Source organism: Pedobacter frigoris (assembly GCF_032678645.1).
Lineage (GTDB): Bacteria > Bacteroidota > Bacteroidia > Sphingobacteriales > Sphingobacteriaceae > Pedobacter > Pedobacter frigoris_A.
The window spans coordinates 1-24,948 of sequence record NZ_JAVTSP010000009.1; the positions used below are offsets into that span (position 1 = coordinate 1).

Annotated in this window: 22 protein-coding genes; 13 read left to right on the forward strand and 9 right to left on the reverse strand. The window is 40.4% G+C overall.

The window, feature by feature from the left end; translation table 11 throughout:
* Positions 1-532: DUF6266 family protein (locus tag R2Q78_RS20460; RefSeq protein ID WP_316794421.1), on the forward strand; the 532-nt coding region annotated here is incomplete at its 5' end.
* Positions 533-547: 15 nt separating this feature from the next.
* Here R2Q78_RS20460 and R2Q78_RS20465 read toward each other — a convergent pair.
* The 3 genes from R2Q78_RS20465 to R2Q78_RS20475 are packed head-to-tail and all read right to left on the reverse strand — an operon-like array spanning position 548 to position 3,381.
* Complete coding sequence (locus tag R2Q78_RS20465; RefSeq protein WP_316794422.1) at positions 548-1,012, reverse strand: hypothetical protein; 465 nt, start codon at positions 1,010-1,012, stop codon at positions 548-550.
* On the reverse strand, positions 972-2,249 hold the full coding sequence (locus R2Q78_RS20470) for a nucleotidyltransferase (protein ID WP_316794423.1): 1,278 nt from the start codon (positions 2,247-2,249) through the stop codon (positions 972-974). The genes R2Q78_RS20465 and R2Q78_RS20470 overlap by 41 nt, the downstream gene beginning before the upstream one ends.
* Positions 2,242-3,381 carry an SAVED domain-containing protein gene (locus tag R2Q78_RS20475; RefSeq protein WP_316794424.1) on the reverse strand — a complete coding sequence of 380 codons (1,140 nt, stop codon included), beginning with the start codon at positions 3,379-3,381 and terminating at the stop codon, positions 2,242-2,244. Before R2Q78_RS20475 ends, R2Q78_RS20470 begins: the two co-directional genes overlap by 8 nt.
* A 165-nt stretch (positions 3,382-3,546) precedes the next feature.
* On the opposite strand from R2Q78_RS20475, the gene R2Q78_RS20480 reads away from it, so the two are divergent.
* The 3 genes from R2Q78_RS20480 (at position 3,547) to R2Q78_RS20490 (ending at position 5,618) form a co-directional block, all read left to right on the forward strand.
* Positions 3,547-4,599, forward strand: coding sequence for an XRE family transcriptional regulator (locus R2Q78_RS20480; RefSeq protein ID WP_316794425.1), 1,053 nt, complete (start codon positions 3,547-3,549; stop codon positions 4,597-4,599).
* Positions 4,600-4,609: 10 nt separating this feature from the next.
* A complete protein-coding gene (locus R2Q78_RS20485; RefSeq protein WP_316794426.1) occupies positions 4,610-5,101 on the forward strand; it encodes a hypothetical protein in 492 nt (163 codons plus the stop codon).
* Positions 5,102-5,198: 97 nt separating this feature from the next.
* Complete coding sequence (locus tag R2Q78_RS20490) at positions 5,199-5,618, forward strand: SRPBCC family protein (protein WP_316794427.1); 420 nt, start codon at positions 5,199-5,201, stop codon at positions 5,616-5,618.
* 67 nt (positions 5,619-5,685) lie between these two features.
* Here R2Q78_RS20490 and gyrB read toward each other — a convergent pair whose 3' ends face one another.
* Positions 5,686-7,644, reverse strand: a complete 1,959-nt coding sequence (gene gyrB, locus R2Q78_RS20495) for a DNA topoisomerase (ATP-hydrolyzing) subunit B (protein ID WP_316794430.1) — start codon at positions 7,642-7,644, stop codon at positions 5,686-5,688.
* 158 nt (positions 7,645-7,802) lie between these two features.
* On the opposite strand from gyrB, the gene R2Q78_RS20500 reads away from it, so the two are divergent.
* The 3 genes from R2Q78_RS20500 (at position 7,803) to R2Q78_RS20510 (ending at position 9,721) form a co-directional block, all read left to right on the forward strand.
* A complete protein-coding gene (locus tag R2Q78_RS20500) occupies positions 7,803-8,396 on the forward strand; it encodes an OmpH family outer membrane protein (protein ID WP_316794432.1) in 594 nt (197 codons plus the stop codon).
* 62 nt (positions 8,397-8,458) lie between these two features.
* A complete protein-coding gene (locus R2Q78_RS20505; RefSeq protein WP_410478499.1) occupies positions 8,459-8,944 on the forward strand; it encodes a nucleoside deaminase in 486 nt (161 codons plus the stop codon).
* Between the two features lie 51 nt (positions 8,945-8,995).
* The gene (locus tag R2Q78_RS20510; protein ID WP_316794435.1) at positions 8,996-9,721 is read left to right on the forward strand and encodes an EcsC family protein; all 726 of its coding nucleotides are present in this window, start codon (positions 8,996-8,998) and stop codon (positions 9,719-9,721) included.
* Here the strand turns inward: R2Q78_RS20510 and R2Q78_RS20515 are convergent, their stop codons facing one another.
* The gene (locus tag R2Q78_RS20515; RefSeq protein WP_316794437.1) at positions 9,722-10,120 is read right to left on the reverse strand and encodes an RNA-binding S4 domain-containing protein; all 399 of its coding nucleotides are present in this window, start codon (positions 10,118-10,120) and stop codon (positions 9,722-9,724) included. It abuts the gene before it with no gap.
* A gap of 74 nt (positions 10,121-10,194) precedes the next feature.
* On the opposite strand from R2Q78_RS20515, the gene R2Q78_RS20520 reads away from it, so the two are divergent.
* The 6 genes from R2Q78_RS20520 to miaA all read left to right on the forward strand — a co-directional run bounded on the left by R2Q78_RS20520 (position 10,195) and on the right by miaA (position 15,794).
* Entirely contained in the window at positions 10,195-11,013 is an 819-nt protein-coding gene (locus tag R2Q78_RS20520; protein ID WP_316794438.1) for a 2,3,4,5-tetrahydropyridine-2,6-dicarboxylate N-succinyltransferase, read from the forward strand.
* A 5-nt stretch (positions 11,014-11,018) separates the two neighbouring features.
* A complete protein-coding gene (locus R2Q78_RS20525; RefSeq protein ID WP_316794440.1) occupies positions 11,019-12,146 on the forward strand; it encodes a glycosyltransferase family 1 protein in 1,128 nt (375 codons plus the stop codon).
* A 2-nt stretch (positions 12,147-12,148) separates the two neighbouring features.
* Positions 12,149-12,715: an L-threonylcarbamoyladenylate synthase gene (locus R2Q78_RS20530; protein ID WP_316794554.1), complete on the forward strand. Its 567-nt coding sequence runs from the start codon at positions 12,149-12,151 to the stop codon at positions 12,713-12,715.
* Positions 12,716-12,740: 25 nt separating this feature from the next.
* Positions 12,741-14,147: a CCA tRNA nucleotidyltransferase gene (locus tag R2Q78_RS20535; RefSeq protein WP_316794441.1), complete on the forward strand. Its 1,407-nt coding sequence runs from the start codon at positions 12,741-12,743 to the stop codon at positions 14,145-14,147.
* 81 nt (positions 14,148-14,228) lie between these two features.
* A complete protein-coding gene (locus tag R2Q78_RS20540; RefSeq protein WP_316794442.1) occupies positions 14,229-14,876 on the forward strand; it encodes an IS1096 element passenger TnpR family protein in 648 nt (215 codons plus the stop codon).
* Between the two features lie 9 nt (positions 14,877-14,885).
* Positions 14,886-15,794, forward strand: a complete 909-nt coding sequence (gene miaA, locus R2Q78_RS20545; RefSeq protein ID WP_316794443.1) for a tRNA (adenosine(37)-N6)-dimethylallyltransferase MiaA — start codon at positions 14,886-14,888, stop codon at positions 15,792-15,794.
* On the opposite strand, the gene R2Q78_RS20550 is transcribed toward miaA, so the two are convergent.
* From R2Q78_RS20550 to rplL, 4 genes are all read right to left on the reverse strand, one after another.
* Positions 15,791-16,105 (reverse strand): DUF3467 domain-containing protein, encoded by a 315-nt coding sequence (locus tag R2Q78_RS20550; RefSeq protein ID WP_136835330.1) that lies wholly within the window; start codon positions 16,103-16,105, stop codon positions 15,791-15,793. The genes miaA and R2Q78_RS20550 overlap by 4 nt on opposite strands.
* Before the next feature lie 127 nt (positions 16,106-16,232).
* Positions 16,233-20,519, reverse strand: coding sequence for a DNA-directed RNA polymerase subunit beta' (rpoC, locus tag R2Q78_RS20555; RefSeq protein ID WP_316794444.1), 4,287 nt, complete (start codon positions 20,517-20,519; stop codon positions 16,233-16,235).
* Between the two features lie 89 nt (positions 20,520-20,608).
* The gene (rpoB, locus tag R2Q78_RS20560) at positions 20,609-24,412 is read right to left on the reverse strand and encodes a DNA-directed RNA polymerase subunit beta (RefSeq protein WP_136835332.1); all 3,804 of its coding nucleotides are present in this window, start codon (positions 24,410-24,412) and stop codon (positions 20,609-20,611) included.
* Positions 24,413-24,566: 154 nt separating this feature from the next.
* On the reverse strand, positions 24,567-24,941 hold the full coding sequence (rplL, locus tag R2Q78_RS20565; RefSeq protein WP_008243131.1) for a 50S ribosomal protein L7/L12: 375 nt from the start codon (positions 24,939-24,941) through the stop codon (positions 24,567-24,569).
* Positions 24,942-24,948: the final 7 nt, after the last annotated feature.

Below are 24,948 nucleotides of genomic sequence, written 5' to 3' on the forward strand. Positions count from 1 at the left end.
TGGTAAGCGCGCGAAACCTCCTACTATTCCGGAACTCATTAACCGTCAGAAAATGGCAGTTGCAAATGCTTTTCTAAAACCTATTCTACCATTCATTAAGCTAGGCTTTTTCTTCGCTGTTGAAGGTACAACCAAACATCAACACAACGAAGCGCTCTCCTATAATAAGCTGCATGCTTTGCAGGGCGAATACCCTAATATAGAAATGGACTACAGCAAGGCGCTGGTAAGTAAAGGTTCACTACAACCTGCGATAAATCCGGCAGTTTCACTATTGCCAAATGGCATTGAATTTACCTGGGAAGTTGCAGCGGATATGGAATGGGGTATTAAAAACGACCGTACCATGCTGCTCGCCTATTTCCCGAACCAGCAGCAAGCGATTTATATATTCAGCGGAGCTCAGAGAAAAGAAGGCCGGGATTTTCTTGAACTTCCCCCTAACCTGCTCGATCAACCAATGCATGCTTATATCTCGTTTATGGCAGATGACAAAATGAGTGTAAGTGATAGTGTGTGGGTGGAACTTTAAAGGAACCAAACTCATTTAGTCATCCAAATCCTGATTGACATTCATTGTTGCGTCTGTCAAATGAGCTGGAGATTCTTTCCCCTCCCATAACCCGCCGTTCACCAGATAAAGTTCATAATAGATGATCCATTCTGTAATCCAGGGAACAGTATATTGATAAACCCTGGTGTGTTCAGTCCATTTCATATCCGGAGGATAGTGAAGGCATAAGCTGTGATCCCCATACATATGTATTTTCACACCGGGTTTAACATTCGGATATAGAATGGTGGTTTTAGGCTCTTTGCCCACGACATATTCAATTAATACCTTGTAAGCATTGCTACAGAACTCAGGCTGAATCCAGCCAACGCATTTTAATACATTTTTTTCGATTCTGCATTTTAGAAAATCGTAATGCTTTTCTATCAACTGCTTTTGTGAATTCAGGTAGAAATACTTATAGCCTTTTTTTCTGGGGATCTTTATTCTTTCTTTCATCAAAGTGAAATCTATGTGGTTCATTTTTTACGCCGAGGTTACTTGTGTTTACATTTCCCCTTCTGTCTGTATAAGCCGCATCTCCGGCAATGGCCGCAGCAGCTTTCTTCAGACCTTCTATACGTTCATTTTCGCTGGTATATCCGGTAATGTTAAGTGCAGCATTGGCAGCCCGTATCCCAAAATGTTTCCTTAGGTGATCTCCCAATACAACCGGTTTGTCTATCAAACGTTCATTTTCCAGTGAGTTTAAAAAAGCAGTATGCCAGCGAAAGAAACTCTCAGCCAGTTCCTGATCTTCCTGCCATTTGTCAGCAAAATTTTCATTCGGGTTTACTGGGTTTACAATCCATGCGATACCATTCCTATACTCAATAAAACGTGGCATCAAACGAACCATAGCAACTATAATATCATAGAATAAATTACTGCTTTGAGATTGCATAACCAATTCGTAGGCTTTTGCCGCTAGCGTTGTAATGATAATGGAGATCGGTCTGAGCTCGTCATCACCAAACATGATGTCCCGATGCCTTTTCATCAGCTGAATTCCTCTTTGTAATGGGGTTCGTACTTTATATTCCGGGATGCGATCAACACTCATTCTCAGTTCAGCAGCCAGTTTCATTCTGATCTGGTCAGCCTGAATTCGCATAATGTCGGTAAACCACAAGGCATATCCTTCAGTATTGCTACGTGGAAGTTCGTATGAATTGTCGTAATAATTATGCAGTGTATTATCTGTAATGAGGATGGCATGCTGGGCATATTTATAAGGAACCCCCAGCGCCAGCAGCCAGTTAAAATCATCCGAAATAGCAGGTACAATATCCATATGAAACCTGCTTGCCTCATGGTATTTAAGCCTCCAGCAACGTTTCTTTTCTTTCAGCATATATCTGTATGTTCCATCAGATTTAAACCTGTCTCCTATAAGCCCTTTTACAAATGCCTGTACCACTGGAAGAGAAATATCAAGCCAGCAGGTTACATCTACATCAAACTCACATTCTTCGTCTACGGGATTTACTGCGGTACCTATCCTGATAGAGCCCTGTGATCTGCAACCTGGCCTGTAAGGAGCAAGACTACCCGCTGGATCTGCGAGAAAAGCACTTACCGCTTCGTATCTTGAAATCGCATCTTTATATTGTGTTTCTGTTAGGTCGATAGAAGTGGCTAATCTTTCTAAAAGACCTCCTAACTCTTGTTTCTGACTGTATGAAAGATTAATCATGGTGTTTAATGGTTAAGGTTGGTATAAAATTGTTTAGTTTGTTGTTTTGATCATAAATGCACATGGCCATGTCTGCCTTAGGCATCCACACTCTTCCTAATTCCACAGCAGCAGATACGGGAACCGCGGGAAACACATGCAACACCTGATCATGGCCATGAATGGATTTGATGTGATCTAAGGCATGCCGCAAAGTGGTTCTGAAATTTGCGAGATGCGCCTTGCTCTTTAAAAAATCATTATCAGGTACGGGTATAGTAATATGGTATATACTGGCTCCGCCACCCATTACCTTGGCTATCCGGTCGTCTGTAATGGTTCCGCTTAATGAAATTTTTAACGCAGGTACACCACTTGTGTCTGATGGTTTGCTAAAATTAATCGGATGATCCGTTGTTATGGTTTGCCATTTCCATGTATTGGGCTCTCTATGTTTTTGATAAACATCAGCGCTGTAAATATCGCTAAGTAATGTGCCCAGTCTAATTAGAAGAGGTATGGGTGCAAGAGCAAAAATGGAAAAATGCTGTACATCATGGCTACCCTTTAAAGGCAATACATGACGGTTGAACATTTCGACCAGTTGCTTTTCCTGAAAAGTCCAATACTCTGATGTATGATCTTCAAAAACCGCATTTTTTAATCCAAGTTCAATGGCAGAGGTACCAGCCGGGTATTTATGAGGCAACATGGCTTCAGCAGCAACCCGATAAGATAAAGGCACTTCATGAGTTCCGATTTTTGCGCCAAACAGTAAAACATGGCTTTGGTGTTCACTGCCTATTTCTGTAATCAGTTCTATCCGCTGCTCATGTGCAGCTTTCATCTGCAAAAGAAACGGAGCTGTATAATAGCCTTCATTTGCTTTATCATCAATGTCACGGTGGTGTTTATCGCACATCAGCATCAAATTTGAAATGTCTTTAACAAGCTTGGGTGATAGCTCAGGATCATACCTGTTTCCACCAGGACTTACTGCATAGATATGCGCCAGATATGCAGTATTGAACTCTGCTTTCGTTAAGCGATCATAATACATTGGTTCATTGCAGCCCGTAAATTGGCATCGACCGGCAGCCTTGCCCCATAGCCGGAATTTTACCGACTCAGGAATTTTCTCTCTAGTATTCATAACAAGTTAATTATCCCGTAATTGTTATTGAGGCACAAGCTTTGTACTAAACAAATTACAGATCAAATGTAACCAATCTACCGGACATTATAGAAATAATATTTAAATTTGTCCGATAAGTTGGTCGGTTTACTTTATTTAGTATAGATTTACCAAGGAATACATATGAAACAATTCCCAGAAAGATTAAAAAACGCTCGCAAGATGAACGGACTGTCCCTGCAGGAACTATCTGATGTAATGGGCAATTCCATATCCAAGCAGGCACTAAATCGCCTGGAGGCTGGAGAACAAAGTCCGGACAGCGAAATATTATCACAACTTTGCAAAGCGCTTCACGTTACATTAGATTATTTCTTTAAGGATAATTCTGTTGTATTAGAGCATGTCGAGTTTAGGAAGCTTAAAAAATTACTTGTAAAGGAACAGGAAAAAGTAAAAAGCGCAACCATAGAATACCTGGAAAGATATCTTGAACTGGAAAACTTACTGGGAATGGAGAGAAAACTTCCATTTAAAATAAAGTCTTACCAGGTAAAGAATACCGAAGAGGCTGATATGGCTGCTAAGGAAATGAGAAAAATTCTTAAAATAGGTACTGACCCTATTTATAATATCATAGAATTACTGGAAGAAAACAACATAAAGGTCTATAGAACAGTGGCAGATCCTTCTTTTTCGGGCTTATCAACTGTAATAGGTAATGATCTGGGTGTAATTGTATATAACGATCATCAGGAAATTCCTTTGGTACGTAAACGATTTACTGTGCTACATGAGTTGGGGCACCTGTATATGAACCTGGATCAGGTGGAAGAAAAACTTGCCGAACGCTTGTGCGACTGTTTTGCAGGAGCAATGTTGCTCCCCGATGAAAAACTGTTGTCATATTTCGGTGGCAAACGTAAGTCGGTATACACCAATGAACTCATCTCTATAAAAAAGTATTACGGCATCTCGCTGACCGCAATTATGTACAGGGCAAAAGTGCTTGGTTTAGTCTCTGAGTCTTATCTGAAGTATTTTATGATCAAATACAATCAGAACCTGAAAAAGCAGGAGAAAGATAATTATAATGGAAGAGAGGAATCAAACCGTTTTATACAATTGCTAATGCGGGCAGTTGCACAAGAGGTAATCTCTTCTACTAAAGCTGCTGCGTTGAATAACCAGACATTAGGCGATTTTAGAGAACAATATTTAGACAATAGCATATAAACAGTCCAGAATGAAGATAGCCGTTACAGATGCAAATATTTTTATTGACCTTATAAAGCTTGATTTAATATCTTATCTGTTTAAGCTAAACCTGGAAATTCATACAACAAGAGAGGTCTATGACCAGTTACATGCCGGACAGCAAGAAAAACTTTCTGCATTTTTGCTGAGCGGCGACTTGTTAGTTTATAATTTTAACGTCGATGAAATTGCCGAGATATACCGTCTGGAAATGCCCAAAGGGCTGGAACCTGCTGATCGTTCAGTATATTATTACGCTGCAAAACTGAAATTGACGGTGCTTTCGGGAGACAATAAGCTGAGAAAATTCTGTACATCTAAACGTCTTGAGGTGAAGGGTATACTTTGGTTAATTCGTTCTATTGTAGAATCCGATCTTATTACCAGGGAAAATGGGAAAAGCAAAATAGAACATTTGATATCATATAATGACAGACTACCTATGGAGGAATGTACGAATATGATAAAAGAATGGGGATAGTCATAAATCCCCCCTTAAATTGTCATTACTCTACATCTTATTTCTAAAACCCATCTCTTAATTTTACATCAGAAAAAGATCTAAAAAACTGAAAGATATGGAACCAACAGTAATTACAGTAGAGAACACAGTTAATGCCCCTGTGGCAAAAGTATGGGAAGCATGGACAAACCCTGAACACATCACCAAATGGAGTTTTGCTTCTGATGACTGGCATACGCCTTATGCAGACAATGACATTCGTACCGGAGGAAAATTCAAATCTACAATGGCAGCCAAAGACGGAAGCATGAGCTTTGATTTTGAAGGCGTGTATTCCAATGTAGAAGAACACAAGCTGATTGAGTATGCAATGGCTGATGGCAGAAAAGTAAAAATCACCTTCACAGATGAGGGTGACACCACTAAAGTTGTTGAATCTTTTGATGCAGAAAATACGAACCCTATTGAAATGCAGCAGGGTGGCTGGCAGGCAATCTTAGACAACTTTAAAAAATATACCGAAACCTCACTTTAGTATAGCCATAGAAACAAAAAAGGCTTCCGGAATTCCGGAAGCCTTTTTTTATGAAACGATCTGGCAATTAAGCGTCGATCTTCGCATATTTCGCATTTCTTTCGATAAAATCTCTCCGTGGAGCAACATCATCACCCATTAGCATAGAGAAAGTATGATCGCATTCTGCTGCATTTTCTATAGTAGCCTGCATCAAAGTACGCGTAGCCGGGTTCAATGTAGTATCCCAAAGCTGCTCAGCGTTCATCTCTCCAAGACCTTTATAACGCTGAATGTGTACACTTTCTTCTTTACCGGCACCTTTCAGACGTTGTACCGCAGCATCGCGCTGTACATCATTCCAGCAATATTCAAACTCTTTACCTTTTTTTACCTGATACAATGGTGGTGCTGCGATGTAAACATAACCAGCCTCTATCAATGCTTTCATGTATCTGAAGAAGAACGTAAGGATCAATGTCGTAATGTGAGATCCATCGATATCAGCATCCGTCATGATTACAATCTTATGGTAACGCAACTTAACTAAGTTCAATGCCTTATCATCCTCAGGAGTTCCTATGCTTACACCCAATGCGGTAAACATATTTTTGATCTCATCATTCTCATAGATCTTATGCTCCATCGCTTTCTCAACGTTCAGAATTTTACCTTTCAATGGTAAGATCGCCTGGAAGTTACGGTCACGGCCCTGCTTTGCAGTTCCACCCGCGGAGTCTCCCTCCACCAGGTAAAGCTCACATTTTTCCGGATCGCTGTCTGAACAATCGGCAAGTTTGCCCGGAAGGCCTGAGCCACCCATCACACTCTTACGTTGTACCATTTCACGTGCCTTACGTGCCGCCGCACGTGCTGTAGCAGCAAGGATTACTTTATTGATGATCAGTTTGGCCTCTCTTGGATTTTCTTCAAGGTAGTTGTTCAGTGCCTCACCTACAGCGATATCTACCGCTCCCATTACCTCTGTATTACCCAGTTTGGTTTTGGTCTGGCCTTCGAACTGAGGTTCCTGTACCTTCACAGATACAACTGCAGTCAAACCTTCTCTAAAGTCATCACCGGTAATTTCAAACTTCACGTTCTTCAACAAGCCCGATTTATCAGCGTAAGCCTTAAGCGTTCTCGTCAAACCTCTTCTGAAACCTGCAATGTGAGTTCCACCCTCGTGGGTATTGATGTTATTTACGTACGAGTGTACGTTTTCTGCATAGCTGTCATTGTATTGCAATGCCAACTCCACAGGAACGCCATTCTTAATCCCTTCCACATAGATAGGTTCTTCGATCAACGAAGGACGGTTACCATCCAGGAATTGTACAAATTCTTTTAATCCACCTTGTGAATGGAATACCTCACTAAAGAAAGAACCATCTTCCAGCTCTTCACGCTCATCAGTAAGTGTAAGTTTAATGCCCTTGTTCAGGAACGAAAGCTCTCTAAGTCTGCCTGCTAGGGTGTCGTAACGATACTCCGTAGTTTGCGTAAAAATAGTTGCATCAGGCGTGAACGTTACTATCGTTCCACGCTTGTCGGTATCGCCTATAGATTTAACCTCATATAGCGGTTTACCAATATTATATTCCTGTACCCAGATCTTTCCTTCGCGGTGCACTTCCGCTTTCAGGTGTGTAGATAATGCGTTAACACAACTTACCCCCACACCATGCAAACCTCCGGAAACTTTATAGGTATCCTTATCAAATTTACCCCCGGCGTGTAAAACCGTCATTACGATTTCAAGTGCTGATTTTTGTTCTTTTGTATTGATACCGGTTGGAATACCACGACCGTTATCTTCAACCCTGATTGAGTTGTCTTTAAGTATATTTACATATATGGTATCAGCATGTCCTGCCAATGCCTCATCAATTGAGTTATCTACAACCTCGTAAACCAAGTGGTGCAAACCTTTAATTCCGGTGTCGCCTATATACATCGAAGGGCGCTTACGCACCGCTTCCAAACCTTCTAATACCTGTATATTATCTGCCGAATAATTTGACTTTGGATCTTTTTCTTCGCTCATATTTTTAAATAAAACATTTAGATTCAAATTTAACCATTTATGGCCAATTAACCGCAAATGTGGATAACTATTAAGCTTGATAAATTACATTTTTTATCTAAGTTTGCTGAAATTACCCCTCATTGGAGATAGACAATAATTATTAAAATTAAATAAGAATGAAATTAACAACAAAATTTACGGGTATTGCTTCTGCAGTAGCGATAGTGTCATTAATGGCAGCTTGCCAAAACAAGGAAACAACTACTAAAACAGGTGATAAAGCAGCGGTTACAGTAGCTGACAGCGAGAAAATTGTATACGTAAACTCTGACTCTTTACTTACTAAATATCAGTACTTTAAAGACCTGAAAGTTAAATTGGAAGCTAAAGCTAAAGCTGCCCAGCAAGATATGGCTGCTAAAGGTCAGGCTTTCCAGCGTGAAGCTGCTCAATATCAACAACAGCAAAGTACAATGGCTGCTGATCAAAGGGCTGCTACTGAAGAAAGACTGGGACGTAAGCAACAGGAATTACAAGCTTATCAGCAAAATGCAGGCGCAGCTCTTCAAAATGAGCAGGCTGCTGAAAATGAAAAACTTTATGATAAAGTAGCTGATTACCTAAAAGAATATGCAAAAAAGAAAGGCTACAAAATGGTACTTAGTTATTCAAAAGGAAACGGAACAATTCTGTTTGCTGATGAAAGCCTGGATGTAACCAGCGAAGTGATTGTTGGTCTGAACGATGCTTACAAACCAGAGAAAAAATAATCTGATAAATGATAATTAAAATGCCCCGCTTTAAACCGGGGCATTTTTTTTGTACTGAATTTATGATGAAGCAAAAACAGGTACATGAAGACTTTATGAGAATGGCTATTCAGCTGTCCGAGGCCAACGTTCTGGAAAGTCTCGGCGGACCGTTCGGAGCTGTGATCGTGAAAGACAATCAAGTCATTGCCAAAAGTGCAAATCTGGTAACCACAACCAATGACCCGACTGCTCATGCTGAGGTATCCGCCATCAGGCTTGCCTGTCAGGCATTAAATACATTCGACCTTAGCGGATGCATCATCTACACCAGCTGCGAGCCCTGCCCTATGTGCCTAAGCGCAATTTACTGGGCTAAAATACAGACCATATACTATGCCAATACTAAAGTTGATGCTGCAAATATTGGCTTTGACGACAACTTCATCTACGATGAGATCGGCAAACCGATGTCTGAACGCCAGCTTCCAATTACGCAATTACTGAGAGACGAAGCCCAGCAGGCATTTAAACTATGGGACCAATCGGCCATGCGGAATGACTACTAGTAGCAGTGTTAGCTTCGTGTAACCTCAAGAGAATAACAGCGTCTAAAAAGCATGTACAACTATACTGATCAGATAAAAATTGAACTGGAATTCTGGAAGCGGGAAATGATGAAAAAACCTTCTTTACTGAACAACATGACTGATAAAGTTCAGAAAAAGATCAATAGTTATATTCCTGATAAAGTTCACGATGCCATTACCACAGCAATAAAAGCCATGATCCGTGCGGTACTGTTCGGCTCTGAATACACCACATCTGCTTTGCCTGCTGTGGAGATGAGCATGATTCATCGTGAAGCACTGGTAAAAGACAAAATTGAAAGCTACAGTAAAACAGGGGCTGCTGAAGGTGGTATCACTGGTGCAGGAGGATTCTTGATGAGTATGGCCGACTTTCCCCTGCTCATCGGCATCAAAATGAAAATGCTTTTTGAAATCGCGGCACTTTATGGGTTCGATGTAAAAGACTTCCGCGAACGGCTCTACATTCTTTACATCTTCCAGCTCTCGTTTTCCAGTCAGCGCGGCGCCACTAAAATATACTTGCACCTGGAAGACTGGGATGAAAAATTACATATCCTGCCTGAGAACTCCGACAATTTCGACTGGAAGACTTTTCAGCAGGAATACCGCGACTACATCGACATTGCCAAGCTTGCTCAAATGTTACCAGTAGTTGGTGCGGCTGTAGGCGCTGTGGCCAATTATCAGCTACTAAAAAAACTCGGAAAAACAGCCATGATGGCATACAGAATGAGACTCCTGGAAAAGCCCTGATTACTCCTCTTCAAACAATCCCTCTATCAGATCGTCTGTCTCTCTTCTGTCTTTCTTAGTTGGCCTTCCCGCACCCCTGTCTCTTTTTAGGGCAGGCGCATGGAACATCGATTTAAAAGCATGAGTTTCCTCCACCGGAGTAATGTCTTTATATTTTGTCACTGCGATCTTAGACTCTACCCTATTGTAAAGCAATTCGACCACCTCTATTACTTTTTTCTCTATCCCTTTGGAAACCTGATAAACATCTCCTGCCTTTACGATTGCCGAAGGCTTGAGGTTTTGTCCCTTCAACTTAACACGACCTGCTTTACAGGCTTCTGTAGCCAAACTTCTGGTCTTAAATAAGCGTATTGCCCACAAGTATTTATCAATTCTTAATTTTTCCTGTTCACTCATAGCTCTTCAAAAATAGATAATATTGAAGGATTATGATAAAATTCATTTATTTTGGTCAAAAATTTAAAAAAATCATGATAGCAGAATTAAAAAAGTTGGTAGAAGCCGCTTGGGAAGATAGAACTTTATTAGAATACAGCCAGTATTGCGAGGCAATTGAAACTGTAATTATGCAGTTAGACAAGGGCGAACTGCGTGTTGCTGAGCCTGTGCTAAATTCATGGGGAATCAATGAATGGGTGAAAAAAGCAGTAATTCTTTATTTCCCAATCAGAGAAATGAAAGTTACAGAAGTAGGTCCTTTTGTGTTTCATGATAAAATGAAACTTAAAACCAATTATAAAGAATTAGGTGTAAGGGTTGTCCCTGGTGCAAGTGCACGCTATGGCGCTTACTTGTCTAAAGGAGTTATCATGATGCCTTCTTATGTAAACATAGGCGCTTATGTAGATGAAGGTACAATGGTAGACACCTGGGCAACTGTAGGGTCTTGCGCACAGATTGGCAAAAACGTTCACTTAAGTGGCGGTGTTGGTATCGGTGGTGTATTGGAACCTGTTCAGGCTGCTCCTGTGATCATCGAAGACAACTGTTTCTTAGGTTCAAGAGCTATTGTTGTAGAGGGTGTTCGCGTAGAAACTGAAGCTGTATTGGGTGCCAACGTGGTACTTACTGCATCAACTAAAATCATCGATGTGACCGGACCGACTCCTGTTGAATATAAAGGTATCGTGCCTGCACGTTCTGTAGTAATTCCAGGTAGTTATGCAAAACAATTCCCTGCCGGAGAATACCATGTACCTTGCGCACTGATCATCGGTCAGCGTAAAGAATCTACAGATAAAAAGACTTCTCTTAATAATGCTTTGAGAGAAAACAACGTAGCTGTATAAACATAATGAAGATTGGTTTTGACGGAAAAAGAGCAGCAAACAACTTTACGGGACTTGGAAATTACAGCCGCTCGTTAATTGCACAGCTTGCATCTTTCTTCCCTCAAAACCAATACTTAGTTTATACGCCGAAAATAAAAGACCGTCCTCAGGTCACCAATTTCCTAAAAGACAAACAGATCAAGGTTTGCATGCCACAAAACCCGGGTTTGCTTTGGCGGACTTCAGGAATAAAAAAACAGCTCATCAGCGACAAAGTAGATCTTTTTCATGGTCTTAGTCATGAGATCCCTTTGGGAATAGATAAGACCGGGATAGCCAGCATCGTCACCATTCACGATCTGATCTTTTTAAAATTCCCTCAGTATTTTAAAATCATAGACCGCTTCATTTATAAGCTGAAGGCTAAATATGCCTGCAGGCATGCAGACAGGATCGTCGCCATTAGCGAATGTACCAAAAGGGACATCATCAGTTTTTTCAACATCAGTCCCGACAAGATTGATGTCGTCTACCAGAGTTGTGATGATAGTTTCAAAGCTGATGCAGACGCCAAATTTAATGAAACAGTTCGTGCTAAATTTTCTCTTCCCGCAAACTACATTTTAAATGTAGGAACTATCGAAACCCGGAAAAACCTGGTCACGCTCATCAAAGCATTAAAGAATGTAGACCCGATTTACAAGTTGGTAGTTGTAGGCAGAAAAACCGGGTATATGGAACTGGTGAATCAGGAAATCGATAAACTGGAATTAAGAGAACGTGTCATATTCCTTCAGAATGTTCCATTTAACGAACTTCCTGCCATCTACCAAATGGCTAAAGTTCTTGCATACCCTTCTCTATATGAAGGATTTGGCATACCAATTATTGAGGCCATGTATAGTAAAGTACCTGTAGTTGCGGCAACAGGTTCTTGTCTGGAAGAAGCTGGCGGAAATAAGAGCCTCTATGTTTCTCCTTTGGATCATGCTGCATTGGCGTCAGCAATCAATCAAATCATCGCTAACCCCCAATTACAGCAACAAATGATAACTGAAGGTTTGACCTACGTTAAGAAATTCGACAATGAAGTGATCGCCAATGATATGATCAACGTGTACAACACGACATTATCTGCTAAAAACAATTAATGATGTTAAAACAAGAAATAGAAAAAGCATTGACTGTTCTTAAAAATGGAGGTGTCATCCTGTATCCGACAGATACCGTTTGGGGACTGGGCTGCGACGCAACCAATGAAGAAGCCGTAGCTAAAATAGCCAAAATTAAAGGCCGCGCGGAAGACAAAAGCTTCATCATTCTTCTCGACACTGACAATAAACTACAGAGCTATGTAAGCGACGTACCTGATGTCGCCTACGATCTGATAGAATACGCAGAAAACCCATTGACCATTATCTTTTCTAATGCGAAGAACCTGGCTAAAAATGTAATTAATGCAGATGGAAGCGTAGGTATCCGTATTGTAAAACACGACTTCTGCCAGCAATTGATACAACGCTTCAGGAAGCCGATCACCTCTACCTCCGCAAATATATCAGGCCAACCTACACCAGCTATTTTCGATGAAATAAGTGATGAAATCAAAGATGCAGTGGATTTGGTGGTAGACCTGGAACAAGATCTCCGTGAACGCAAAAAACCATCTACTATAATGAAATTAGCCCCCGGCGGCCAATTTTCCTTTATTAGAAGGTAAGTTTTAGTACTTTTGCAGTTCAGCAATGGAGAAACATCTACAACATCCTGTTTTCAAGGTTCTTGCCGATACTGCCGCTAAGCATGACATCGAAGCATACGTCATAGGTGGATATGTACGCGATATTTTTCTTCAAAGACCTTCAAAGGATATTGACATTGTCGTATTGGGCAATGGAATTGAATTTGCTGAACTGGTTGCCGCACAGCTCAAAGTAAAAGTTGCAGTTTTTAAGAATTTCGGTACTGCAATGCTAAAATTTCAGGATCTTGAAATCGAGTTTGTAGGCGCCAGAAAAGAATCCTACCGGTCAGATTCCAGAAAACCAATCGTAGAAAACGGCACTATCAAAGATGATCAGCTCAGGAGGGATTTTACCATCAATGCCCTGGCAATATCGTTAAACAAGGATTCCTACGGAGTACTCGTTGATCCTTTTAACGGCACTGAGGATCTGCAAAACAAATTGATGAGAACGCCATTGGATCCTGAGGTTACATTTTCAGATGATCCGCTGCGCATGATGCGGGCCATCAGATTTGCGTCACAACTTGGATTTTCTATAGACGAGCAAGCACTAGAAGCCATCAGTCAGCAAAAAGCCAGAATCAGCATTGTCTCCAAAGAGCGCATTACTGATGAACTTAATAAAATCATCCTGTCGCCTCTTCCATCGGTTGGTTTCAAATACTTGTTTGATACAGGTCTCTTACACCTTATATTCCCTCAAATGGCCAATTTATACGGTGTGGAAATCATCAACGGCAAAGGGCACAAAGATAATTTCTATCATACCCTGCAGGTGCTGGACAATATATGCGAAGCTACCAGCGATCTTTGGTTGAGGTGGGCAGCAATTCTTCATGATATCGCAAAACCTGCTACAAAGCGTTTTGAAGAAGGCCATGGCTGGACATTCCACGGTCATGAGGACAAAGGTGCGCGTATGGTTCCTCAGATTTTTGCACAGCTGAAATTACCGCTGAACGAGAAAATGAAATACGTACAAAAACTGGTACAATTGCACCTGCGTCCCATTGTGCTCGCCCAGGAAGTAGTTACGGATTCTGCAGTAAGAAGACTGTTGTTTGATGCCGGTGAAGATATTGAAAGCCTCATGATCCTCTGCAACGCTGATGTCACCACAAAAAATGAATATAAGGTAAAGAAATACCGCAATAACTTTGAACTGGTAAAACAGAAGTTAAAGGATGTGGAAGAAAGGGATAAGATCAGAAACTGGCAGCCACCCATCAGTGGAAATGACATCATGACTACCTTTGGCCTGGGTGCAGGAAAGGAAGTCGGACTGATCAAAAACGCAATCCGCGAAGCAATTCTGGAAGGCGAAATCACCAACTCTTACGAAGAAGCCATGGAGTTCATGCTTCGTAAGGCAAACGAATTAGGCCTCTCTCCTGTAAACAATTAGCAGATTTGCAGGTTACACATGAATACAAATTATAGAAAGTATATTTTATTTTTTAATTTTATAGCTAGAAAATAAGCTCAAATGGCAATTTACAGATTTAGAATAAGTTTTGAAGATTTCGATGAAGTAGTAAGGGAAATCGATATAAAATCAACCCAGACATTTGAAGATTTGCATAAAGCAGTACACCGCTCAACTGGGTATTCGGCAGAAAAATCTTCATCTTTTTTTGTGAGCACAGACAATTGGATTAAAGGTGACGAAATCGCTTATTTACCAAATCAGCGCAAAATCGACAGGGGTGTGGCTTTAATGGAGAAATCTAAATTGAGTAGCTTTATTGAAGACCCGCATCAGAAATTTTATTACATCTACAACTTCGACAGGCCCTTTGATTTCCACGTAGAGCTTATTAAAATCATCCTTGAAACAGATCCTAATATCGAATACCCATATTTGGTTAAAAGTACGGGAGAGGCCCCTAAAATCATCGACAAGAATAACTTCGGAGCGGTAGCCGTATCATCAAACCCTGTGTCTACAGAATTTGATTTTCTCAATGAGATGGACTTTGTTCCTGAAGATACAGAAGAACTGGAAGCAATGGGCGGTAGAGGAATCAATACTGAAGAAAAAGCTGACGATGCAGAAGACGAATCAGAAGAAGCTGATGAATTTTCGGATAATGACAACTACGAAGACGAAGAATATAAAGAAGAAGATTATTAATGCCTGATTATGGCATCAAATAAAACACTAATCGTGGTTGTAGGACCTACAGCCATCGGGAAAACTGCTCTAGCTATTGAAATAGCAAAGCAGTTTTCTACTGAAATCATCTCCGCAGACTCCCGCCAGTTTTTCAGGGAAATGGAGATAGGCACCGCCAAGCCCTCGCCAGAAGAACTTGCAGAAGCACCTCATCATTTCATCAATTCCCATAGTATAGAAACACTTTTTAGCACAGGTGATTTTGAATTACAGGCACTTGCCCTGATGGATGAACTGTATAAAAAACATGATCTTTTAGTGATAGTAGGTGGCTCTGGCCTATATATAAATGCGCTATGCGATGGTCTGGATGAATTGCCCCAGACAGACCTCAACATCAGAAACTCACTTAATGAATTGTTGGCACAGGAAGGTATTGAGCCCATAAAAAAACAATTGAGTGAATATGATCCCGAATACTATACAAAAGTAGATCAGGCCAATCCCCAGAGAATGATAAGGGGCCTGGAGTTTTATCTTTCAACTGGACAAAAACTCTCTTCATTTCTTACCAACAGTAAGAAAATCAGACCGTTTGACATCATTAAAATCGGATTAAATACTGACCGGAGCAAGCTATACGAACGTATCAATCTCAGGGTAGACCACATGATGGACAAGGGGTTATTGGATGAAGTAAGAGGCTTATCTCCTTTCAGAAGTTACAATGCATTAAACACCGTTGGTTATTCCGAATTATTCGCTTATCTCGACGGAGAAAGCTCTCTTCAGGAAGCTATCGATAAAATCAAGCAAAATACAAGGAGATTTGCCAAAAGGCAATTAACCTGGTTTAGAAAAGATGACAGCATCACCTGGTTTGAACCAAACCAAACTGATGCTGTCATCAATCATATCCATAAAATTATAGATTAGGCCTGGGCCGCCGGCCCACCAAAGTTCATCGGAAAACCCGGAGGCTCATCCTGGGTTTTTATACGCCCGTTGATCGCCTCATATTTTTCTATATTATCCTGCATCGCTCCAAGCAATCTTTTTGCATGTTCTGGAGTCAGGATAATCCTGGACTTCACACGCGCTTTTGGTACGCCCGGCATCACCCTGATAAAGTCCAGTACAAACTCTGTATTAGAGTGAGTGATGATCGCCAGATTTGAAAATATACCTTCTGCTACTTCCTCAGAAAGCTCAATATTTAATTGATTGTCTTGATTTTGTTCTTCCATATAACAAACTTAAAAAAACTGAACAAGCATTTATCATAGATTTAAAAAAATACCTGTCTATAAATATAATGCATAAAAAAAGTCCCCCGACGATTAAGAAGGGGGACTCTAAAAAAATTAACTAAAATTATGCTTCTACTTCTTCTTGTTTCGAAGCTAATAACTTATCGTATTCTTCCTGAGAACCAACAATGATACGCTCATATCCACGTACACCTGTACCTGAAGGGATTAAGTGTCCAACGATTACGTTTTCTTTTAATCCAAGCATATTGTCACGTTTACCAGCAATTGCTGCTTCGTTCAATACTTTCGTTGTCTCCTGGAATGAAGCCGCAGAGATAAATGATTTCGTACCTAATGAAGCACGTGTAATACCTTGCAGAATTGAACTCGCTGTTGCAGGTCTTGCATCACGAACTTCAATTTGTTTCAGATCTTTACGTTTCAATTGAGAATTCTCATCTCTTAATTTACGTAATGAAAGAATCTGACCTGGTTTTACAGCGTTTGAATCACCGGCCTCAACTACAACTTTTTTGTCATAGATCTCATCATTCTCTATCATGAAGTCCCAACGGTCTACAGAGTTGTTCTCTAAGAAACTGGTATCTCCCGGATCTTCGATATGTACTTTCTGCATCATCTGGTGTACAATAACCTCGAAATGTTTATCGTTGATTTTCACACCTTGTAAACGGTAAACCTCTTGGATACCATTTACTAAGTATTCTTGTACAGCAGCAGGGCCTTTAATTGCTAATATATCAGCAGGTGAAATAGAACCATCAGATAATGGCATACCTGCTTTTACAAAGTCATTATCCTGTACCAGGATGTGTTTAGACAATGGAACCAGGTATTTTTTAACTTCACCATCTTTAGATTCGATAGTGATCTCGCGGTTACCACGTTTCACACCACCTAAAGTTACCACACCATCAATCTCTGTTACTACAGCAGGGTTAGATGGGTTACGTGCTTCAAACAATTCGGTTACACGTGGCAAACCACCCGTAATATCCCTTGTTTTACCAGTTGCACGAGGTATCTTAACTAAGATCTGACCAGTCTGAACCATATCTCCTTCGTCGATTGCGATGTGTGCGCCAACAGGGATGTTATATCCTCTGATCAGTTCACCTTTCTTATCTACAACGCGTACTGAAGGGTTTTTGGTTTTATCACGTGTATCAATAATTACTTTCTCACGGTGACCAGTTTGCTCATCTGACTCTTCACGGAAGGTAACACCCTCAACGATTGCATCAAATTCGATCTTACCGGCAAATTCGGAGATAATAACAGCATTATATGGATCCCACGAACAAATTCTATCTCCTTTAGTGATTTTAGTACCATCCTCAACATATAAGAATGAACCGTAAGGAATGTTATTTGTCATGATCACCTTACCAGTACCTGGCTCAACGATCTTGAACTCTCCTGAACGGCCCAGTACAATTTGAGTCTCGCCTTCTTCAGTTTTAGTAGAAACAGTACGAACATTCTCAAATTCGATGATACCATCAAATTTAGCAATGATCTGAGATTCTGCTGCAATGTTTGAGGCGGTACCACCCACGTGGAATGTACGAAGTGTCAACTGTGTACCCGGCTCACCGATCGACTGTGCAGCAATTACACCGACAGCTTCTCCTTTTTGAACGCGTTTACCAGTAGCTAAGTTACGTCCGTAGCACAATGCACAAACTCCTCTTTGATTTTCGCAGGTCAATACCGAACGAATTTCTACGCCTTCTACAGGTGATTCCTCAATTGCTTTTGCAATCTCTTCTGTGATATCCTCTCCAGCACCAACAAGTTGTTTTCCATCCAATGGATTGAATACATCATGCAGTGAAATACGGCCTAAGATTCTGTCATATAATGGTTCAACGATATCCTCATTGTCTTTAAGAGCAGTAGTATACATACCTCTCAAAGTACCACAATCTTCAGAATTCACGATCATATCCTGAGCCACATCATGCAAACGACGTGTCAGGTAACCAGCATCTGCAGTTTTTAACGCCGTATCCGCCAAACCTTTACGCGCACCGTGGGTAGAGATAAAGTATTCCAATACTGACAATCCTTCTTTAAAGTTAGATAAGATCGGGTTTTCAATAATCTCACCACCTGAACCAGATTTCTGAGGCTTAGCCATCAATCCCCTCATTCCGCAAAGCTGACGAATCTGCTCTTTAGAACCACGGGCACCTGAATCAAGCATCATATACACAGAGTTGAAACCTTGGTTGTCACTCGATAACTGGTTCATCACGAATGATGTTAAACGGTTATTGATACGAGTCCAGATATCGATGATCTGATTGTAACGCTCGTTGTTGGTAATGAATCCCATGTTATAGTTATTCCTTACCTCTTCAACCTCAGCAGAAGCTTGTTGCAATAATGTATGTTTCTCAACAGGAATGTTTACATCTTGTAAATTAAATGATAAACCTCCTCTGAATGCCATTTGGAATCCTAATTCTTTGATATCATCAAGGAACTTGGAAGCACGTGCCATACCAGTGATTTTTACTACTTCACCAATGATATCTCTAAGAGATTTTTTGGTCAACAGCTCATTGATATAACCAACTTCCTCAGGAACCATCTGGTTAAATAAAACACGTCCGACAGTAGTTTCTGTCAGCCTGTTTACAATATTTCCATTCTCGTCTTTTACATTTACTTTTACTTTGATAAATGCATGAAGATCAATTTGTTTCTCATTGTAAGCAATGATTACTTCCTCAGGAGAATAGAATATAGAATCCTGTCCTTTAACTACACGGGTATCATCAGTTCTACGGCCTTTAGTAATGTAATAAAGACCCAAAACCATATCCTGTGAAGGTACAGTAATAGGAGTTCCGTTTGCAGGGTTCAAAATGTTGTGTGCAGCAAGCATCAATACTTGCGCTTCTAATATTGCGGCATGACCCAATGGTAAGTGAACCGCCATCTGGTCACCGTCAAAATCCGCGTTGAATGCCGTACAAACTAATGGGTGCAACTGGATCGCTTTACCTTCTACCAATTTAGGTTGGAAAGACTGGATACCCAATCTGTGCAACGTAGGCGCACGGTTTAGCAATACAGGGTGTCCTTTTAAAACATTTTCAAGAATATCCCAAACTAACGGGTCTTTCCTGTCTACAATTTTCTTTGCAGATTTTACTGTTTTAACAATACCCCTTTCAATCATCTTACGAATGATGAATGGTTTGAACAACTCTGCTGCCATATCTTTTGGCAAACCACACTCATGTAATTTTAGGTTTGGACCTACAACAATTACTGAACGAGCTGAATAATCCACACGTTTACCCAATAAGTTCTGACGGAAACGACCTTGTTTACCTTTCAAAATATCTGAAAGAGATTTCAAAGCACGGTTACCTTCAGTTTTTACCGCATTAACTTTACGTGAGTTATCAAATAACGAATCTACAGCTTCCTGTAACATACGTTTCTCATTACGCAAAATTACCTCCGGAGCCTTGATCTCGATCAAACGCTTCAAACGGTTGTTACGGATGATCACACGACGGTAAAGATCATTTAAGTCAGAAGTCGCGAAACGACCACCTTCCAATGGAACCAATGGACGTAATTCTGGTGGAATAACCGGAACGATCTTAATAATCATCCACTCAGGGTTATTCTCAATACGTGTTCTTGAACCACGGAAAGCCTCTACAACCTGAAGACGTTTTAAAGCCTCGTTTTTACGTTGCTGAGAAGTTTCGTTTGCAGCCTGGTGACGCAGGTTATATGATAAAGTATCTAAATCAATACGTTTCAATAAATCCTCTAAAGCCTCTGCACCCATTTTGGCTACAAATTTATTAGGGTCTTTATCGTCTAAATATTGATTCTCTTTAGGTAACTTATCTAAAATATCCAGATATTCTTCTTCAGTTAAGAAGTCCATATACTGAATACCTTCTTCAGCCATTAGTCCCGGTTGGATTACTACATAACGCTCGTAGTAAATGATCAGGTCTAAGCGCTTAGTAGGTAAACCTAATAAGTAACCGATTTTGTTAGGCAATGAACGGAAATACCAGATGTGCGCAACAGGAACCACCAAATTGATGTGTCCCATACGCTCTCTGCGTACTTTTTTCTCAGTTACCTCAACACCACAACGGTCACAAACAATACCTTTATAACGGATACGCTTGTATTTACCGCAATGACATTCGTAATCTTTTACGGGACCAAAAATACGCTCGCAAAACAAACCATCACGCTCAGGTTTGTAAGTACGGTAATTGATAGTCTCAGGTTTCAACACCTCACCACTTGAGCGCTCTAAAATAGCCTCCGGCGATGCCAAACTAATGGTGATCGAGGTGAAATTGCTTTTTAATTTATTATCCTTTTTGTAAGACATAGCTCTTTTGTTTGAAAGTTGAAAAATTTAAAAAGTTGGAGTGTCCTTCAGACAAGCTTCTAAACACTCCAACGAAATAACTTTCAACATTAGTCTAACGTAATATCTAAACCTAATCCACGTAACTCATGTACCAATACATTGAATGATTCTGGTACACCAGGTGTAGGAAGATTCTCACCTTTTACAATGGCTTCGTAAGTTTTAGCTCTACCGATAACATCATCCGACTTCACAGTCAGGATCTCCTGTAGAATATTGGCAGCACCAAATGCCTCCAATGCCCAAACCTCCATCTCACCAAAACGCTGACCACCGAACTGGGCTTTACCACCCAATGGTTGTTGTGTAATTAATGAGTATGGTCCGATTGAACGGGCGTGCATCTTATCATCAACCATGTGTCCAAGTTTCAGCATGTAAATAATACCCACTGTTGTTGGCTGGTCAAATTTCTCACCCGTTAAACCATTGTTCAAATAAGTACGGCCTGAAGCTGGTAATCCTGCTTTGGCGATCCAATCCTCAACCTCATTGTGCTTAGCACCATCAAAGATCGGAGTAGCGAATTTCACACCCAGTTCTTTACCGGCCCATGCCAATACAGTTTCGTAGATCTGTCCAAGGTTCATACGTGAAGGTACACCCAGTGGGTTCAACACGATATCAACCGGAGTTCCATCTTCTAAGAATGGCATATCTTCATCACGTACAATACGGGCAACAATACCCTTGTTACCGTGACGTCCGGCCATCTTATCACCTACTTTTAATTTACGTTTTTTCGCTACATAAACTTTAGCCATTTGTACAATACCAGATGGCAGTTCATCACCGACACTAATCGCAAATTTATCGCGTTTATACGCACCCAGCTCTTCGTTCACACGAATACCATAGTTGTGTATCAACAGCTTAATCTGATCATTTTTGTCATCATCAGTTGTCCATTTGTATGGGTTGATGTGTGCATATTCTAAATCAGCTAAACTTTTCTGAGTAAACTTCGCTCCTTTAGGGAACAACAATTCCTTATAAACGTTGTAAACACCTTGTGATGTTTTACCATTTACAATCTGGAACAATTTATCTACCAGTTCGTTTTTAAGATTTGTAGTAGCGATCTCATACCTCTTGTCCAACTTCTCTATAGCTGATTTTTCTTCGGCTTTAGTAGTTTTCTTAGCTCTTGAGAACAATTTGGTATCAATTACAACACCTTTAATAGATGGAGGAGTTTTCAATGATGCATCTTTCACATCACCTGCTTTATCTCCAAATATCGCACGTAGTAATTTCTCTTCCGGTGAAGGATCAGATTCTCCTTTAGGCGTAATTTTACCAATCAGGATATCGCCTTCCTTAACCTCAGCACCAATACGGATGATACCATTTTCATCTAAATCTTTAGTAGCTTCCTCAGAAACGTTAGGGATATCTGGTGTCAATTCCTCTTCCCCGCGTTTTGTATCACGTACTTCCAATTCAAACTCTTCAATGTGTAAAGAGGTAAAGATATCTTCTCTGACAATACGCTCGTTAATTACGATCGCATCCTCAAAGTTGTATCCCTGCCAAGGCATGAAAGCAACTTTTAAGTTTCTTCCCAGTGCCAGTTCACCATTCTCAGTAGCATATCCTTCGCAAAGCACTTGTCCTTTAACAACTTTCTGACCTTTCTTAACGATAGGTTTCAAGTTGATACAAGTATTTTGGTTGGTTTTCTTGAATTTGATTAATTTATAAGTTTTGCTATCACCTTCAAATGATACCAAACGATCTCCATCGTTTCTTACATATTTAATGGTAATCTCGTTAGCATCAACATATTCAACAACACCATCACCTTCTGCATTGATCAGTGTTCTTGAGTCACGTGCAACGCGACCTTCCAAACCTGTACCAACGATAGGAGCCTCAGGACGCAACAATGGTACGGCCTGACGTTGCATGTTCGATCCCATCAATGCCCTATTCGCATCATCATGCTCAAGGAAAGGAATCAATGAAGCTGCAATTGAAGTAATCTGATTCGGTGCCACGTCCATTAGATCCAGTTTCTCTGGCTCAATGATCGGGAAGTCACCCTCATAACGTGCTTTAACACGAGGAGTAGTGAAATTACCTTTATCATCATACTCGGCATTTGCCTGTGCAATTGTCTTACCATCTTCATCCTCAGCAGAAAGATAAATAACAGGCTCGTCTACAGACACAACACCATTATCTACTTTTTTATAAGGAGTTTCAATGAAACCTAAGTTATTGATCTTAGCATGAACACATAGAGAAGAAATCAAACCAATGTTCGGTCCCTCTGGTGTTTCAATTGTACATAAACGACCATAGTGAGTGTAGTGAACGTCACGCACCTCGAAACCGGCACGTTCACGTGAAAGACCACCTGGACCTAAAGCTGACAAACGACGTTTGTGTGTAATCTCAGCCAAAGGGTTAGTCTGGTCCATGAACTGCGACAGCTGGTTGGTACCAAAGAATGAATTAATAACCGACGATAAAGTACGGGCATTGATCAAATCAGTTGGAGTAAATACCTCGTTGTCACGAATGTTCATACGCTCACGAATGGTACGGGCCATACGCGCTAAACCAACACCAAATTGAGCGTACAATTGCTCACCTACTGTACGAACACGACGATTCGACAAGTGATCAATATCATCCACCTCTTCTTTAGAGTTGATCAGTTTGATCAGGTATTTAACAATCGCAATGATATCTGCTTTCGTTAAAACTTTTACGTGATCAGGGGTATCCATTTTCAACTTACGGTTGATACGGTATCTACCCACATCACCTAAGTCATAACGTTTATCCGAGAAGAACAAACGCTCGATGATACCTCTTGCAGTTTCTTCATCAGGTGGTTCTGCATTACGCAAAGCACGATAGATGTTTTCAACAGCCTCTTTCTCAGAGTTAGAAGTATCTTTTTGTAAAGTATTATATATAATGGTATAATCAGCCTGGCTTGCACCATCATCTTTTGATAAGATGATCGTTTTAACACCAGCGTCAATGATCATATCAATATGGTCATCTTCTAAAACAGTATCCCTGTCTAAGATTACTTCGTTACGATCTATAGAAACTACCTCACCGGTATCTTCATCAACAAAATCTTCAACCCATTTTCTTAATACCCTTGCGGCAAGCTTACGACCGATATATTTCTTCAATCCTGACTTGCTAACCTTAACCTCATCGGCTAGATCAAACAATTCAAGGATGTCTTTATCAGAATCATAACCGATAGCACGCAATAATGTGGTAACCGGGAATTTTTTCTTACGATCGATATAAGCATACATGACGTTATTTACGTCAGTTGCAAACTCAATCCAAGATCCTTTGAAAGGAATTACACGGGCAGAATAAAGCTTGGTTCCGTTAGTGTGACGGCTTTGACCGAAGAACACACCAGGAGACCTATGCAATTGAGATACAATCACACGCTCTGCACCGTTAATCACAAACGTACCCTTAGGAGTCATATATGGTATGGTTCCCAGGTATACATCTTGTATGATGGTTTCAAAATCTTCGTGTTCTGCATCGTTACAAGAAAGCTTAAGCTTTGCCTTCAACGGAACACTATAAGTTAACCCACGGTCAATACACTCAGGTATATCATAACGTGGTGGGTCAATAAAATAATCAAGGAACTCCAAAACAAAAATGTTTCTGGAATCAGTGATTGGGAAGTTTTCAGCGAACACCTTAAATAATCCCTCAGTGTGACGGTTATCCGAAGTTGTTTCTATCTGAAAGAATTCTCTGAATGATTGCAACTGCACATCTAGAAAATCTGGGTAATCTATGATATGCTTACTACGTGCAAAATTTACTCTTTGGTCGACTTTATTTGCCAATGGACTAAAGTTAATTTACTTTAAGAATAAACTATTTGTTTGGTTAGCCGTTAAACAATCTCACCAACCAAACAAGATGAAATGTTTATAAACAGGTATAGACTCCGACTATTCAGTCGGAGTCTACGGTTAAAGTTATATTAAAATTAAGCGATTACTTAATTTCAACTACAGCTCCAGCTTCTTCTAATTGTTTTTTCAAAGCTTCAGCTTCGTCTTTAGCAACACCAGCTTTTAATTCTTTAGGTGCACCGTCAACTAGATCTTTAGCTTCTTTCAAACCTAAACCAGTTAAGTCTTTTACCAATTTAACAACTGCTAATTTCTGACCACCAGCTTCTTTTAAGATTACATCAAAAGTTGATTTCTCTTCAGCCGCAGGAGCAGCATCACCAGCAGGACCTGCAACAGCAACTGCAGCAGCAGCTGGTTCAATACCATACTCGTCTTTTAAGATTTGAGCTAATTCGTTAACTTCTTTAACTGTTAAGTTTACCAATTGCTCAGCAAACGCTTTTAAATCTGCCATTTTTATA